Origin of the sequence: Amycolatopsis sp. EV170708-02-1 (genome assembly GCF_022479115.1) — a bacterium.
Taxonomy (GTDB): domain Bacteria; phylum Actinomycetota; class Actinomycetes; order Mycobacteriales; family Pseudonocardiaceae; genus Amycolatopsis.
In genome coordinates, this window is record NZ_CP092497.1 from 2,289,843 (window position 1) to 2,306,062 (window position 16,220).

Below are 16,220 nucleotides of genomic sequence, written 5' to 3' on the forward strand. Positions count from 1 at the left end.
GTTCCGCGGCAAGAAGATCGAGCTGACCTCCCCTCGTGAGTGGTGAGGACGGTTCTAACCGGCCTCACCACTCACGAGGCAGCCCTTTCCGCGGTCCGCTCAGCCGCCGCACCGCGTTCGCGCAGGCGAGGGACTCCAGCAGCGGGACCGTCCGCTCCCAGCCCAGGCAGGCGTCCGTGATGCTCAGGTCGGGCCGGGGCCGTGCGGAGCCGACCTCCTGCCTGCCGTCGGAGAGGTACGACTCGATCATCACCCCGGCCAGCGCGTCGTTGCCCGCCGAGATCTGGTCCGCCAGGTCGGCGACGACCACGGGCTGCCGGTTGTGGTCCTTGCCGCTGTTGCCGTGCGAGGCGTCGACGACGAGCCGGTGCGGCAGGCCGGCGGCGGTCAGCGCGTCGAGGGCGTCCGCGACCGCATGGGCGTGGTGATTGGGTTTCGGGCCGCCGCGCAGGACGAGGTGCGCGTCCGGGTTCCCGGCGCTGCGCTGGATCCGCGGGCGTCCGTCGGCGGCGGCGCCCGGGAACACGTGGGGCAGTGCGGCCGCCCGGACCGCGGCCACGGCGGTGTCCAGCCGCCCGGACACACAGTTCTTCATGCCCACCGGCATCGGCAGCCATGACGCCAGCTGCCGGTGCGGCTGGCTGGCGACGGTCCGCGCGCCGATCGCGCCCCAGCTGACGGTGTCCGCGAAGTACGGCGCCAGGAACGGGTCGACGAACTCGTACGCCAGCGGCAGCCCGGTCGCCGCGGCGTCGTCCAGGAACCGCCGTCCGATCCGCACCCCGGAAGCGAGATCGCCCTTGCCGTCCAGGGTGGGGTCGGGCACCAGGCCGGTCCAGCCCGCGATCGTCCGCGGTTTCTCCAGGTAGGCGCGCAGGACCACGACGAGGTCGTCGGCGAACCGGCGCGACGCCTCCGCGAGCCGATTCGCGTACTCGAGCGCGCCGTCGGTGTCGTGCACCGAACAGGGGCCCACGACGACGAGCAGCCGCGAGTCTCGCCGCGCGAGGACGTCGGCGACGGTTTCCCGGTGCCGGGTGATCTCCTCCGGGACGAAGCCGTTCGTGACCACCTCGGCCGGGCTGGGCAGCTGGTCAAGCATCCGCATGACCTTTCTCCTTGTCGGGGGCGGCTTCCCCGGCCCGGGGCAGCCGCGTCGCACCGGCCACCGCCACGACGGCGAGGCCGAGAACACACCAGAACGCGTCGGCGAAGGCGGCGGCGACATCCGGGCCGCGTGCGGCCAGCCGGGCCTGCAGCACCACGGCCAGCACCGCGGTGCCGATCGATCCGCCGAGCGTGTTGAGCAGATTCAGGGCCCCGGCCGCGCGGGGCAGCCGGGCGGGTTCGACCCGGCGGTAGACGATCGTCATCACCGGCGCGCCGATCAGCGCCGCGCCGAAACCGCGCAGCAGCAGGGAAACCACGATCACCCAGTCCGGGAGACCCGGGCCGAGCTGGGTGAACGGGGCGGTGCCGAGGGCGACCAGCCCGATCCCGCTCAGCACCAGGGTGCGCGGCAAGAGCCGGTCGACGAGCCGGTTCACCAGTACCGATCCGACCGCCGCGCCGATGCCCTGGGGCACCAGCAGCAGTCCGGTGTCCCAAGTGGACAGTCCGGGGCCGCGCTGGAGATAGAGCGGGAGCAGGAACATCGTGCCGAACACCGACGCGCCGAGCAGCACCAGCGCCAGCGCGGCGACCCCGAACGGCGGCTTGGTGAACAACCGCGGATCCAGCAAAGGCGCTTCGGCCCGCAGACCGTGCCGGACGAACGCCGCCAGCATCACGACGCCGAGCGCGACGGCGATCCCGGCGACCACCGGTGTTCCTCGCTCGAACCAGGTGAGCCCGAAGACCAGTACCGCGAGCCCCGGCGACAGCAGCAACGCGCCCCGGAAGTCGAAGGGCTCGCCCTTGCCCCGGGTTCGCTCGCGGGAACCCAGCGCCGGGCCAGGAACACCGCCGCCACACCGATCGGGAGATTGACGTAGAACAGCCACGGCCAGTCGGCGACCGCGAGGATGGTGCCGCTCGCCAGCGGGCCGAGCACCGGCGACAAGAGCGGCACGAGGCCGACGACGGCGATGACCCGGCCGATCCGGTCCCGCCCGGCGGCCCGCGCCAGCAACGCCTGGCCGGTCGGCGGGAGCAGACCGCCCGCGAGTCCTTGCAGGACACGGAACGCGATGAGCGCGGGCAGCGTCGGCGCCAGCGCGCACAACAGGGACGCCAGCAGGAACACGACGACGGCGGTGAGCCAGACGCGACGGCCGCCGAACCGATCGGCGAGCCAGCCGGACGCCGGCACGGCGGTGACCACGGCCAGCAGATACGCCGTCGTCACCCATTGGACGCCGGTGACCGGCGCACCGAACTCGTCGGCGAGGGTGTCGACACCCACCGAGACGATCGTGCTGTCCAAAGTGGCCATGAAGGTGCCGAGCACCAGCACGGCCGCCGTGCGCCACAGCGCGGCGTCGATCGGGCGCGCGGTCACCGCTCCCCCACGAATCCGGCGGCGTCGCCGTCGAGCCAGGACGGCAGCTTCCGCAGGTACCGGACCAGGTCTTCGGCCAGCGACCGGGCGTCCGCCTCCTTCGCGTACAGAACGCCTTCCCAACCGTGTTCGCCGGGGACGACGGTGACGCTCACCGGGTGATGCGTGCGTTCGCGGAACCTCGTCCCGGTGACGGTCAGGCCGGGCGCGGGTTCGCGCAGCTTCGCCGGATCCACCGGGTAGTTCTCGAATACGAGCAGGCTGTCGAACAGCCGCTCACGCCCCGCCAGCGAAGCGAGTTCGAGCAGGCCCATCCGGTGGTGCGCGGTCATCGCCTGCTGCCGTGCCTGGAGGTCGGCGAGCGCCTCGGCGACCGTCCCGGTGAACCTGGCGCGGACCGGGACACTGTTCGCCAGCAGGCCGATGACGTCCTCGACACCGTCCACATCGGACGTCCGGTTCGAAGTCATCACCCCGAAGCTGACGTCGGAACGTCCGGCGTGGGTCGCGAGCACGGCCGCCCACGCACCTTGGAGCAAGGTGTTGGCGGTGAGGCCCCGCGCCGCGCCCAGCTTGGTCAGTTCCGCGACCAGCGCACTGTCCACAGTGAACAGAGCGGGGACGGCGGAGCCGCCGGTGCGCGGCAAGTGGTCGCCTTCGGGAAGGCCGTCCAGCTCCCTGCGCCACGCCCGGACGTCGGCCGAGTGATCGGCCGCGGCGAGCAGTCGCGTGTACCGCGTCGGCGGCACCGGCTCCGGCAACGGCTTTCCCGCGTACAGCGCGAACAGTTCGCCCAGGATGCGCGGTGCGGACCAGCCGTCGGACAGCAGATGATGGCTGGTCAGCACGAGCGTGTGACTGCCGTGCCTCAGGACAGTGACCCGCCACAAAGGACCGTGGGCCAGGTCGAACGGTTCCGCGAGTTCCTCGTCCAGCGCTTCGTCCACTTCGGACACATCACGCACGCGGAAACCGGCCCGCGGCTCGGCGGGGATCACCTGAACCTCGTGCGACGGCGGGAACACCGCGCCCAGGTTCGGCTGCCGTCGCACCAGCGCTTCCGCCGCCGACCGCAGTGCCTCGACGTCCAGGTCACCGGACAGCGTGAACGCCGCCTGCACCGGGTACGGATCTTCGTCCCTGGCCCGGGACTCGCGCAGGATCACCTCCTGCAACGGGGTCAGCGGCAGGATCTCGCCGGGCCCCGGCACGTCGGCGGCGAGAGCGTCCAGCTCACGCCGGAAGTGCTCGCCCAGCACGGCGATCTCGTCTTCGGTGAACAGCGCGGACGGCCAGGTGAAGCGGACACCGAGCGTGCCACCGTCGGGGACCATCGCGTTCACCGTCAGCGCGTACGGCAACGGCATCGCCGCGCCGCCTCCCGAACCGAGCGGATCGGCGTCCGGCGGGCGCTGCCAGAAGGATTCCTCGACCGGGGCCGCGGGGAAGCGGCCGAGGTAGTTCCAGGCCACCTCCGGCCGGGGGCCGTCGACGTCGAGAATCCCGTGTCCGAGCCCGTCGCCCGCCGCACGCAGGTGATCGCGCACGGCCCGCAGCGCGTCCGGCAACGGTCCGGACGGCGGGGCGATCCGCGCAGGATGCACGGCGGTGAACCAGCCCGCGGTCTGCGCGAGGTCGACCGTGCCCGCGAAGTCGGGGGTGTGTCCCGGACGTCCGTGACTTTCGACGGCGACGAGCAGGTCGGCGCCGGTCCCGCGCCAGGCGCCGACCGCGCGGGCGAGCGCGGTCAGCAGCACGGTGTCCGGGCCGGTGCGGTAGGCCGTCGGCAGCGCGGTGAGCACGGCGTGGGTCGTTTCCTCGCCGAGGTCGATCCGGTGGTGCCGCGCGGTCGCCACGGTGTCACGCGCCGGATCGAGCCTGGTCCGGCCGAGCGTGCTCTCCGGCGCGGCGGCGACACCCTGCCAATACCGCGTTTCGTCCTCTCGATGCGGGGCGGCCGCGCGCAGCGACCGTGCCCAGCCCAGGAACGACTGCCCGCGCCGGTGCAGGGTGTTGCCGTGGAAGGCCTGTTCGACGTCGTCGAGCAGGACACGCCAGGTCACCGCGTCGGCGACCAGGTGATGCGCCACCAGCAGCAACCGTCCGGGACGGTCGCCGGTGTCCGCCAGCACCGCCCGCACCAGCGGGCCGGTGCGCGGGTCCATCCCCGCGACGATCTGCTCGATATGGACGTCCAGCGCCGCACGAGGATCACCGGACACGCGGACGGCCGTGAGCACGTCGGCACCGGTCACGGCGCCGACGTCCGGAACGCGAAGCGCGTCTTCGACCAGATGCGCGCGCAGGACGTCGTGGCGGGCGAGAACGGCGTCGAGCACCGAGGTCCAGCGGACGACGTCGTCCGCCGAGGGCACGCAGATCTCGACCCACTGGCAGAACCCGTCGGCCGCCTTTCCCGCGCGCCGCACCAGATCGCGCATGATCGGTGTGAGCGGGGCGTCACCGACCGCGTGGACCTCTTCGGCCCGTTCGGGTTCGCCACAGCGCGCGGCGATCCCGGCGACCGTGCCGCCTTCGAGGACGTCGCGCGCGGTCAGGTGCAGCCCTTCCCGGCGGGCGCGGGAGACCACCCGCAGCGAGGCGATGCTGTCCCCGCCCGCGTCCAGGAATCCGTCGTCGAGGCCGACGTCGGGGCCGAGCAGCTCGCGGACCACCCGTAGCAGTACGGCTTCCGCCGGGGTCGCGGGTTCCCGTCCGCCGTCGGAGCGGGCTTCCGGCGCGGGCAGCGCGGCCCGGTCCAGCTTGCCGCTCGGGCCGAGCGGGAGCCGGTCCAGCGGCACGAACGCGGCAGGCACCATGTACGCGGGCAGTTCCGCGGCGAGGTACTCGCGCAGTGCCGCCGGGTCTGGCTCGGCGCCGTCCACAGGGACGACGTAGGCGACCAGCCGGTCCTCTCGGACGATCACGGCGGCGGCACGCACGGCGTCGTGCGCGGTCAGCGCGGTCTCGATCTCGCCGAGTTCGATCCGGAACCCGCGCAGTTTGACCTGGTGGTCGGCGCGGCCGAGGAAGACGATCTGCCCGTCCGAGCGCCAGCGGACCAGGTCACCGGTGCGGTACATCCGCTCCCCCGGCGGACCGAACGGATCGGCGACGAACCGTTCCGCCGTCAGCGCCGAACGGCCGACGTAGCCCTGCGCGAGCTTCGGCCCCGCGAGGTACAGCTCGCCGGTGACGTTCGTCCCGACCGGGAGCAGCCCGCCGTCGAGCACATACGCGCGGACCTCCGGGTCCGGGCGGCCGATCGGCAGCGGACCGGGGTCGGCCGGGTCGTAATGCCAGGTGACCGAGTTGATGGTGACCTCGGTCGGGCCGTAGGCGTTGAACAGCGCCCGCCGGTTCCCCCAGCGCCGCGCCAGTTCCGGGTCGAGCCGTTCGGCGCCGACGACGAAGAACACGTCCGGGTCGACGGTCGCGTCGTCGGGCATCGCGGAGAGGAACGAGGGCAGCAGGTTGAGCCCGGTGACGCGGTGCTCCGCGGCGTAGGCGAGCAGGTCGTCGCCGGACACCCGCACCTCCTCCGGCGCGATCACCGAAGTGCCGCCGGACAGCAGCGGCAGCATGAACTGCCAGAAGGCGACGTCGAAACTCGTCGAGGCGAAATGCAGGTACCGCTCGGCGGTCCCGATCCCGACGATGTCCTCCTGCAGCGCGATCAGGCTCGGCACGCCGCGATGCGGCACCGCCACACCCTTGGGTTTGCCGGTGGTGCCGGAGGTGTAGATGACGTACGCGATCGCGTCCGCACACAGGGAAACGCCCGGATCTGCGTCCTCAGTGGACAGTGAAGCCGGGTCGATCACCGGGAGGCCTTCGACGTCCGAAGTGGACACGACGGCGGCGGGCGCGATGTCGTCCAGCATGTACGCGAGCCGATCGGCCGGGTAGTCCGGGTCCATCGGCACGTGCACCGCACCGGCCTTGATCACGCCGAACAGGGCGACCACGAGGTCGACGTCGCGGCGCAGCAGGACCGCGACCGGGTCCTGTGGTTCCACCCCGGCGTCGATCAGGGTGTTCGCGAGCCGGTTGGCGCGGCGGTCCAGTTCGGCGTAGGTCAGGCTCCGGTCGCGGCACACGACAGCCTCGGCGTCCGGCGTCTCCCGGACCCAGCGCCCGAACTCCTCCAGCATGCCGCCACGTTCGCGCTTCGGTTCCGGTCCTTCCCCGAGCCGCAGCATCGCGCGTTCTTCCTCGGCGCCGAGCGCCCGCAGCCGGGAGACCGGTCGCGCCGGGTCCGCCACGATCTCGTGCAGCACCGCGCGCAGCCAGCGACCGTAGGACTCGGCCTCCTCGCGGGTGAACGCCTGCTGCTGGTACCCGAGACCGACGGTGAACTCGTCTCCGGGCAGCACGATCACCGTGAGCGGGTAGTGCGTCGCATCGGTGATGTCGACGCCGACGAGATCGAGGCCGGGTGCCAGGGTGGTGCGGGCGCGGCTGGAGAGCGGGAAGTTCTCCATCACCAGCATCGTGTCGAACAGGTCGCCGACCCCGGCCGCGCGCTGGATGTCCGGCAGCCCGGCGTGATGGTGCTCGGTGAGCCGCACGCTTTCGGTGTGCACGCGCTCCAGCACGGTGGCCGCGGTGTCGGCGGCGTCGAACCGCACGCGCACGGGGATCGTGCTGCCCAGCTGACCGATCATGCGCTCGACGCCGGGGACGTCGGCCGGGCGGCCGGAGACCGGGCAGCCGAAGACGACGTCACGACGTCCGGTCAGTCTGGCGAGCAGCACTCCCCATGCGGTCTGGAACACCGTCGTCGGGGTGATGCCGCGTTCGCGGGCGAAGGCGCGCAGCCGTTCGCTGAACTCCCCGCCCAGTTCCACGGTGACCCGTTCCGGACGATCCACAGTGGACTCGACACTCGCCGGGGCGAGCCGCGTTCCTTCATCCAATCCGGACAGTGCCTCGCGCCACGCCGCCAAAGCCGCATCCGGGTCGCGTTCGCCGAGCACCCGGTGGTACTCCGAAAGCGGGGGCGCGACCGGGGCCGCCGGGCCACCGCCGAGTTCGGCGTAGGTGGCCAGCAGCGTGCGGCCGACCAGCGGCATCGACCAGCCGTCGAGCAGCGCGTGGTGATTCGTGAGCACCAGGCGGTGCTCGTCCGGGCCGAGGGTCAGCAGCAGGAACCGGATGAGCGGCGGCGTGGCCGGGTCGAAGGGCCGGACGAGTTCGGTACGGCACTCGGCCTCGACCTGATCCGGCGAGACGGTCGCGAACCGCCAGTCCAGCGTGACCTCGGCGGGCACCACCTGGACGACCTCGCCCGCGTCGGTGGTATGCAGGTGGACACGCAGCGCGGGATGCCGCCGCAACACTTCCGCGGCGGCCTCGCGCATGCGGTCCGCGTCGAGCGCGCCGCTGAGCAGGGTGACTGCCTGCACCACATAGACGTCGGTGTCTTCGGTGCCGCGCGCCAAGGTGTGGAAGGAAAGCCCGGTCTGCAACGGCGTCGCGGGCAGGACATCCTCGACGCGGCCGAGGCGTTCCAGCGCGTCGATGTCGTCCTGGCCGAGGCCGACCAGCGGCAGATCCGACGGGGTGAGCCCGCCCCCGTCCGGACCGATCCGGTCGGCGTGCGCGGCCATCGCTTCCAGCGCTCGCGACCACTCTTCTTGAAGCGCGGCAACGCTTTCCTGCGGCAAGACCGCGCCGGCCGCGGTCCACTCCACGGCGAGCCGCGGACGGCCGTCCTCACGGACGAAGCAGTTCAGCGCCAGCACCTGTTCCAGCGACTTGGCTTCCGGTTCGGTGACCGCGAACGGGTCCTCCTCCGGCAGCCGCCAGCCGGTGCCGGGCAGGGCCGCGAACCGGCCGAGGTAGTTCAGGACGACGTCCGGCGGCGGGACGGCGGCGAGTTCGTCCCGGGTGAGCGGGTCGAGATACCGCAGGACACCGAAGCCGACGCCGTTGTCCGGGACCGCGCGCTTGGCCTCCTTCGCGGCCCGCAGCAGCTTCCCGGCCGCGTCCCCGCCCGCGAGCGCGCTGTCGAAGTCCGCGGTCGCCGCCACCGCGCCGGCGGGCACGCGCAGCGGATGCTCGGCGGTGAACCAGCCGACGGTACGCGAAAGGTCCAAGCCGTCATGGTCGCGGCCGTGTCCTTCGAGCGACACGGTTTCGGCGTCGACGGGGGCGCCACGCCATGACCTCAGAGCCAGCACGAGCGCCGCGAGCAGGACGTCGTCCGGCCCGGCGCGATAGGCCGCCGGCAACGCGGTGAGCACCGCTTCGGTCTGCTCCGGGGTGGCGAGCGTGACCGACCGCCGGGCGGTCGCGACCGTGTCGATGCCGCGGTCGAGCGGCCGGTGGCCGAGACGCGGGCCGTCGAGCGCGCCGCGCCAGTGGTCGAGTTCGCCGCGCCGGGCGCCGGAAGTCCCTTGCTCCGCGAGCAGGAGCGCGTGCCGCCGCCACGACGTCCCGACCGGTGCGAGCGGCTCACCGGCACAGGCCGCGCGCAGATCCGGCAGGAGGACCCGCCACGAGACCCCGTCGACCGCCAAGTGGTGCAGCACGATGACGAGGTGGTCCGGCAGCAACGCGACCTTGAGCACCCCGGCCCGCGGGTCCAGGGACTCCGCGAGTTTCGCCGCGACCTCGGCCGGTTCGCCGGTCGTCTCGACGATCACGTCGGACGCCCGCACCGCCCCACGTTCCCGGATCCGCATTTCGTCCTCTGAATGCAGGCGGAGGACATCGTGATGGTCGAGCAGCGTTTGCACGCCTTCGGTCAGCAGGGTGGGCGGAAGGTCCTCGTCGAGCCGGACGGCGGTCCATTGCGTGTAGCCGGCGATAGCCGTGACGTCCGGATGCGGATCGAGCAGGGCGCGGACGATCGGCGGTGCGGGTACGATGCCGACCGGCTCGTCCGGCGGGTCGGCCGGGGCACCGATCTCCGCGCTCGCCGCCGCCAGCGCCTCGAAACTACGGCGGGCCAGCAGGTCACGCGGGCGCAGGTCTAGACCGTGCGCGCGCAGCCTGCTGCTGACGCTGATCGCGGTGATGCTGTCGCCGCCCAGCGCGAAGAAGTCGTCGTCGACGGCGACCTCGTCGACGCCGATCACCTCGGCGATGGTGGCGCACAGCAGCCGTTCGCGGTCGGTGGCCGCGGTGCGCCCGGCCGCCGCGCGCGGGGCGGGCAACGCGGGACGGTCGATCTTCCCGTTGGGGGTCAACGGAAGCGTGTCGAGCACGACCACGGCGGCGGGCACGAGATGCTCCGGTACCCGCGCGGCGAGTTCGGCGCGGACCTCGTCCGGGACGACCTCGCCGACGACGTAGCCGACGAGCCTGGGCCCGCGCACCGCGGCGGCGGCCGCGCGCACCCCGGGAACCGCGGCCAGCGCCGCCTCGACCTCGCCGAGTTCGACGCGATGACCGCGTACCTTCACCTGGCCGTCACGGCGGCCCAGGTACTCCAGCCCGCGGCCGGGCACCCAGCGGGCGAGGTCCCCGGTGCGGTACATGCGGTCGCCGGGCGCGCCGAACGGATCGGCGACGAACCGCTCGGCGGTCGCGCCGGGACGGCCGAGATAGCCGCGCGCCAGATGCGGGCCCGCCAGATACAGCTCTCCCGGCGTTCCGGCGGGCGCGGGACTCAGCGCGGCGTCGAGCACCCGCACCGCCGTACCCGGCACTGCGGTGCCGATGGTCGGTTCGCCGTCGTCCAGCCAGGATCCGGCACCGTCCACAGTGGCCTCGGTCGGGCCGTACATGTTGCGGGCGCGGACACCGGACTCGGCGACCCGGCGCCACAACGCGGGCGGAGTCGCCTCGCCGCCGAGGACGAGCAGCGCGGGCGCGCCGGGGCCGTCGAGCAGCCCGGCGTCGACCAGCGGCGCGGCCATCGACGGCGTGGTGTCGACGACGTCGATCCGGTCGCGGGCGAACGCGGCCAGCAGTTCGTCGGCGTCTCGCGCGACGTCGGTGCCGTAGACGTGGAGTTCGTGCCCGAACAGCAGCCACATCAGCTGGTCGAGCGCGGAGTCGAAAGCGAACGAGTAGGTGTGCGCGACACGCAGCCGCCTGCCCGCGGCGCGTTCGGTCTCGGCGACCGTGGTCGCGCGGTGGTGGCGCAGCAGCGTCGCGAGCCCGCCGGCCCGGCCGAGGACGCCCTTGGGCCGTCCGGTCGAGCCGGAGGTGAAGATGACGTAGGCGAGATGTTCCGGGTGGCGGACGATCTCCAGCGGCGAAGAGTCCAGAGTGGACAGATCGGTGTCGCCGAGCAGCAGCTGCGGTCCCGGCACGATTTCCGGGTCGTGGGCCACCGTGAGCACCGCGCCGGCTTCGGCGGCGAGCTCCCGCAGGCGCTCGACGGGATGCGTGAGATCCAGCGGCAGGAAGGCGGCCCCGGCGTCGAGCACCGCCAGCAGAGCGACGACGAGATCCGCCGACCGCGGCAGGGCCAGCGCGACGACGTCGTCCGCCCCGACGCCGCGCGCCCGCAGCGCCCGGGCGAGACGGTGGACCCGGGTGACGAGTTCGCCCGCGGTCAGCCGTTCGACGCCGGAGACCAGCGCGGTCTGTCCGGGATCCAGCCGGTCGAGAAGTTCAGGTACGTCGAGGAGTTCGCTCTCCGGGGCGGGTGTCGACCAAGCCTCCAGCAGCGTGTTCCGCTCCCCCGCCGGGACCAGATCCGCACCGGCGACCGCCGGTCCGTCCGGTTCGGTCAGCGCGGTGATCAGGCAGCGCAATGCGGTCAGCTTGGCGTCGACGGCGGCCTGATCGTGCGTCCGCGCGTCGACCTCGAAACCGAGCAACAGCCCGCCGTCCGAGGTCGGGAGCACGGACAAGCCCATGTCCTCGGGCGGCCCGCCGGCGACGTTGCGCATCGTGCCGTGCGAGCCCGCGAAGTCGAGCTTCAGGTCGAACGCCTTGAGGTTGATGCCGCGGCCGTGCAGCAGCGCTCCGGCGCCGGGCACCGCGAGATCCTGCGGCAGGTCTTCCCCGCGGTACCGCTGGTGCGTGCGCATTTCCTTCAGCGCGCCGGCGACCCGCGCGGTCAGCTCGGCCGCCGAGTCCTCCGGGAGGACGGTGACCCGCAACGGCAGCACGTTGACCGCCATCGCCGGCGTCCGCAGCGCCGCGCCCTCGCGGCACATCAACGGCATCGCGAACACGACGTCGGTCCAGCCGAGCACGCGGTGCAGGAACGCGGCGTAGCAGGCGATCAGCGCGTCGCCCCACGTCGTCCCGGCGCGTTTGCCCAGTTCACGAAGCCGGGCCAGGTCCGAAGCCGGCAGGACCGACCGGGCGGTGACCGTGTGCTCCGGCGGGCCCGACGCGCTTCCGGAGTCGTCGAGATCCGGCAACGGCGTGAACCGCTCGCGCCAGTACTCGCGGTCTTGGGCGAACCGTTCGCTCTCGCGGTAGGCACGATCGGCCTCGACGAGATCGGCGAACCGGGCGAACGTCGAAGCCGGAACGTCCTTGCCCTGGACCGAAGCCGTGTAGCGGGCGGCGGTCCGGCGCGCGAGCATCGCCGCGGTGTAGCCGTCGAACACCAGGTGATGCCCGAGCTGGGTGAACCACACGTGCGAGTCGGACAGCCGCAGCACCAGGTGGGCGAACAACGGCCGGTCCACCATCCCGCGGCAGGCCTCGGCGACCCGGCGGCGTTCGGCGTCCACGCGCTCGTGCGCGGCGGCGACCGGATCGGCCTTCCCGCGCAGATCCACCACCTGCGGCAACGGCAGCGCGTCTTCCGACACGACCTGACGCGGACCGTCCGGTGTCTCGAAGACCCGCAACCGCAGGCTGTCCGCCTCTTCGGCGGTCGCCCGGATCGCTTCGGTCAGCGCGACGACGTCGACCGGCTCTTCACCGACGATCTCGATGACGTCGCCGACGACGTAGTACGGCGAGTCGGGTTCGAGGCGCTGCGCGGTCCAGATGCCCAGCTGGGCACCGGTGAGGTTCAGCATGAAGGCACCACCATCGGGGTTCCGGTCACCGGGTCGGGCACGACGACACTGGGGAGATCGAAGACCTCCTTCATCAGCTCCGCGTCGACGATGTCTGAGGGCGCGCCCTCCGCGACGATCCGGCCGTCCCGCAGGGCGACGAGATGGTCGGCGTACCGGCAGGCCTGGTTGATGTCGTGCAGGACCGCGATCACCGTGCGGCCTTCGTCGCGCAGCCGCGCCAGCAGGCTCAGCAACTGGTACTGGTGCGCGATGTCCAAAAAGGACGTCGGTTCGTCGAGCAGCAGGTACGGCGTCTTCTGCGCGAGCACCAGCGCCACCCACACCCGCTGACGCTGCCCGCCCGAGAGCTCCTGCACCGGCCGGTCGGCCAGCCCGCCACCCCGGCCGCGGTCATCGCGTCGAGCACCGCGCGTTCGTCCTCTTCGGACCAGGTGGCGAACAGCGATTGGTGCGGGAACCGGCCGCGCGCGACCAGCTGCCGGACGCGCACGTCCTCCGGCGCGACCGGATCCTGCGGCAGGAAACCGAGTTCCCGCGCCAAACCCTTGCCGTGGAAGGAACCGACGTCCTTGCCGTCGAGCAGGACGTCGCCGTCGGACGGCCGCAACAGCCGGACGAACGCGCGCAGCAAGGTGGACTTGCCACAAGCGTTCGGCCCGACGACGGCGGTGAACGCGCGGTCGGGCACGTCGAGGCTCAGCCGGGTCGACACGACCCGGTCGCCGTAGCGCAGGGTCAGGTCGCGAGCGGTCAAGCGGGCACTCATATGCGCCGAACCTCCTTGGTGAGCAGCCAGATCAGGTAGCCGCCGCCGATCACGGTGCTGACCACACCGACCGGCAGCGATTCCGGCGCGAGCAACATCTGGGCGGCCAGGTCGGCGCTGGTCAGCAGCACGGCGCCGGTGAGGGCCGCGGGCAGCAGGGCGATACCGGGCGTGCGGGCCAGCCGCCGCCCGATCTGCGGTGCCGCCAGCGCGATGAACGCGATCGGACCGGCCACGGCGGTGACCGTGGCCGTGCAGCCGACGCCGATCAGCACCAGGGCCAGCCGCAGCCGGTCCCAGCGGACGCCGGTGGTGACCGCCAGCGCGCCACCGAGCGCGGCCTGGTGCAGCGCCGGTGCCCTCGTGAACAGCACGACGAACAGCACCGCGAGCACCCCGAACGGGATGGCGACGTCGTCCCAGCCGACCCCGTTGAGGGAACCGGCGTTCCAGCCGACGGCCGCGATCGCGATCTCGAGTTCGGCACGCAGCACGATCCACGAGTTGAGCGCGGTCAGCATCGCGTTGATCGCGATCCCGATGACGATCAGCCGCAGCCCGGACAGCCCGCCGCCGAGCGACAACGCGTAGACGACGGCCGCCGTGATCACGCCGCCGAGCACCGAACCGATGGTCAGCTGCGTCGACGTCCCCGAGAGCACGGTGATCGCGAACAGGGCGCCGGTGTAGGCGCCGGCGTCGAGACCGATCACATCCGGGCTGCCGAGCGGGTTGCGGGTGACGTTCTGGAAGATCGCGCCCGCCAGGCCGAGCGCGGCACCGAACACCAGCCCGGCCAGTACCCGGGGCAGCCGCCATTCGCGGATGACCACGCCCGGCCCGCCACCCGAACCGGTGAGCGCGGCGAACACACGGGCGGGACTCGCCCACGCCGCGCCGTAGCAGAGCCCGAGCAGGGTCAAGCCGGCGATGACCACCAGCATCGCCACGAGGAAGACGAGGGTGCGGCGTTCGATCCGGGCGGAGAACCGCCCGCGCCGCAGGACGAGTGCGTTCACAGTGGCGCCGCCCCGTATTTGCGGACGGCCCAGATCAGCACCGGGCCGCCGAGGAACGCGGTCACGATCGCGACCGGCACCTCGCCGGTCGGCAACAGGACCCGGGAACCGACGTCCGCGGCCAGCATCAGGACCGGGCCGAGCAGCGCGGCGAACGCGATCAGCCACGGGATCGAGGCACCCGCCACCCGCCGGGCCAGATGCGGCACGATCAGCCCGACGAACAGGATCGGCCCGGCCAGCGCGGTCGCCGCGCCCGCCATCAGCGTGATCAGCAGCAGGGTGATCGTCCGGACGCGGGCGACGTTCGCGCCGAGCGTATGCGCAACCGTCTCGCCGAGCGCGATCGCGTTCAGCTGGCGGCTCACCGCGAACGCGCCCAGCAGGGACAGGCCGATGACGATCAGCGGGACCGTGGTCGGCGCCTGTTCCCGGCCGGCCAGCGAACCCACCGACCAGAACCGGTAGACGTCGAAGGTGTCCGGGAACAGCAGCCGCAGCCCGAGGGTCAGGCCCAGCAGCACCGCGCTCAACGCGGTCCCGGCAAGCACCAGCCGCAGCGGCGACTTGCTGCCGACCGCGTACACCAGTGCCGACGCGCCGAGCGCGCCCAGCACCGCCAGGCCCAGTTCGGCGGGCGCCGACGCGGCGAGACCGAACGACGAGCCCACCGCGATGGCGAACCCGGCCCCGGCGGTCACGCCGAGTACGCCGGGTTCGGCCAAAGCGTTGCGGGACAAGGCCTGCACGAGCACCCCGCCGACGGCGAGCGCCGCGCCGACCCCGATCGCCAGCACCGCCCTCGGCATCCGGATGTCCAGGACCACCGCCCGGTCACTCGGATTCCCTTCGCCCAGCAGGGCACGCACGACCTCGCCGGGGGCGATGGCGTGCGCGCCGATGCCGACGCTCAGCACGGCGACCACGACGAGCCCGAGCAGTGCGGCGCCGAGCAGCGCGGACCGCCCGGTGGTGGTCACTTCTTGAGCAGCGGCGCGAACGCCTGGTCGACGGCGTCCAAAGTGGACGTCGCGGCGCGGTAGGTGGCGGCCTCGGTGTAGCGGAACGGGTAGACCTTGCCCGCCTTCACCGCGGGGAGTTCCTTCCACAGCGGCGAGTCGAGGACGTACTTGACCGGCGCGGGCACGGAACCGTCGGCGGCGACCGAGTAGGTGATGGCGTCGGCCTGGGCGAACGCGGTCGAGAGCTCTTCGATCGACGGGTACTCGCTGACGTCCTTGGAGCCGCCGCCCTTGACCTTGACCTGGCCGTAGTAGGTGGCGCCGACGTCCTGCGCGACGTTGGTGCCCCAGGAACCGTTGAACTCACGCTGGAAGTTGCCCTTGGCGACCTCGCCGTAGGCACCGACGTGGCCCAGCTTCAGCTGCGGCAGCACGGCCTTGTACTTCTCGGCCAGTCCCTTGGCCTTGGTGTCGTACGCGGTCTTCAGCGCGTCGAACCCGGCGGCCGCACCGGCGGCGTCGGCCTGCTTGCGCGACAGCTCGCGCCACATCGACGGCACCGACGGGCCGATGGCCACGACCGGCGCGATCGCTTCGAGCCGCTTGATGTCGATGTCGGCGAGCACCGGCTTCGGCACGCCGATCACGATGAGGTCTGGATCCGCCTGCGCGATCGCCTCGTAGTTCGTCTCCGACGCCGACTCGCCCGCGACCTTCGCCAGCTCGTCGTACTTCTTGCGCTCCTGCTCGTTGAACAGCGGGATCCCGCGCTTCCAGCTGGACACCCCGACCAGCGGCGCGCCCGCTTCGAGCAGGGCGGGCACGGCGTAGCCGGTGGCGATGACCCGCTTCGGCGAGACCGGGATGGTGATCTGGCCGTTGTCGGCCGCGAACACCCGGGTCTGACCGCCGTCGGCGGCCTTGCCGTCGTCGCCAGCACCGCAGGCGGTGGCCGCGGTCGCGACCGTCAGCGCGAGCGCGATCGCTCCGGCGAGGCGTCGGGTTCTAGTGGTGCGCATGGGTTTC

6 protein-coding genes and 2 pseudogenes are annotated in these 16,220 nt (G+C 72.5%); all 8 read right to left on the reverse strand.

The genetic code is table 11. The annotated features are described in order from the left end of the window. Positions 1-64: 64 nt before the first annotated feature. The 8 genes and pseudogenes from MJQ72_RS10550 to MJQ72_RS10580 all read right to left on the reverse strand — a co-directional run bounded on the left by MJQ72_RS10550 (position 65) and on the right by MJQ72_RS10580 (position 16,213). Entirely contained in the window at positions 65-1,108 is a 1,044-nt protein-coding gene (locus MJQ72_RS10550; RefSeq protein ID WP_240598992.1) for a 3-deoxy-7-phosphoheptulonate synthase, read from the reverse strand. After that, positions 1,095-2,500: pseudogene (locus MJQ72_RS10555) on the reverse strand (DHA2 family efflux MFS transporter permease subunit). The gene MJQ72_RS10550 and the pseudogene MJQ72_RS10555 overlap by 14 nt, the downstream one beginning before the upstream one ends. Beyond that, on the reverse strand, positions 2,497-12,444 hold the full coding sequence (locus tag MJQ72_RS10560; RefSeq protein WP_240598993.1) for a non-ribosomal peptide synthetase: 9,948 nt from the start codon (positions 12,442-12,444) through the stop codon (positions 2,497-2,499). The pseudogene MJQ72_RS10555 and the gene MJQ72_RS10560 overlap by 4 nt, the downstream one beginning before the upstream one ends. After that, on the reverse strand, positions 12,438-12,755 hold the full coding sequence (locus MJQ72_RS45035) for an ABC transporter ATP-binding protein (protein WP_396427040.1): 318 nt from the start codon (positions 12,753-12,755) through the stop codon (positions 12,438-12,440). Before MJQ72_RS45035 ends, MJQ72_RS10560 begins: the two co-directional genes overlap by 7 nt. Before the next feature lie 12 nt (positions 12,756-12,767). Continuing rightward, positions 12,768-13,213 (reverse strand): annotated as a pseudogene (locus tag MJQ72_RS45040) (ABC transporter ATP-binding protein); the annotation flags it as partial. Then, on the reverse strand, positions 13,210-14,232 hold the full coding sequence (locus MJQ72_RS10570; RefSeq protein WP_240598994.1) for an iron chelate uptake ABC transporter family permease subunit: 1,023 nt from the start codon (positions 14,230-14,232) through the stop codon (positions 13,210-13,212). The gene MJQ72_RS10570 and the pseudogene MJQ72_RS45040, both read right to left, overlap by 4 nt. Further along, positions 14,229-15,212, reverse strand: a complete 984-nt coding sequence (locus tag MJQ72_RS10575) for an iron ABC transporter permease (RefSeq protein WP_240598995.1) — start codon at positions 15,210-15,212, stop codon at positions 14,229-14,231. The genes MJQ72_RS10570 and MJQ72_RS10575 overlap by 4 nt, the downstream gene beginning before the upstream one ends. Beyond that, positions 15,209-16,213, reverse strand: a complete 1,005-nt coding sequence (locus MJQ72_RS10580) for an ABC transporter substrate-binding protein (RefSeq protein WP_240598996.1) — start codon at positions 16,211-16,213, stop codon at positions 15,209-15,211. Before MJQ72_RS10580 ends, MJQ72_RS10575 begins: the two co-directional genes overlap by 4 nt. Between the last annotated feature and the right edge of the window lie 7 nt (positions 16,214-16,220).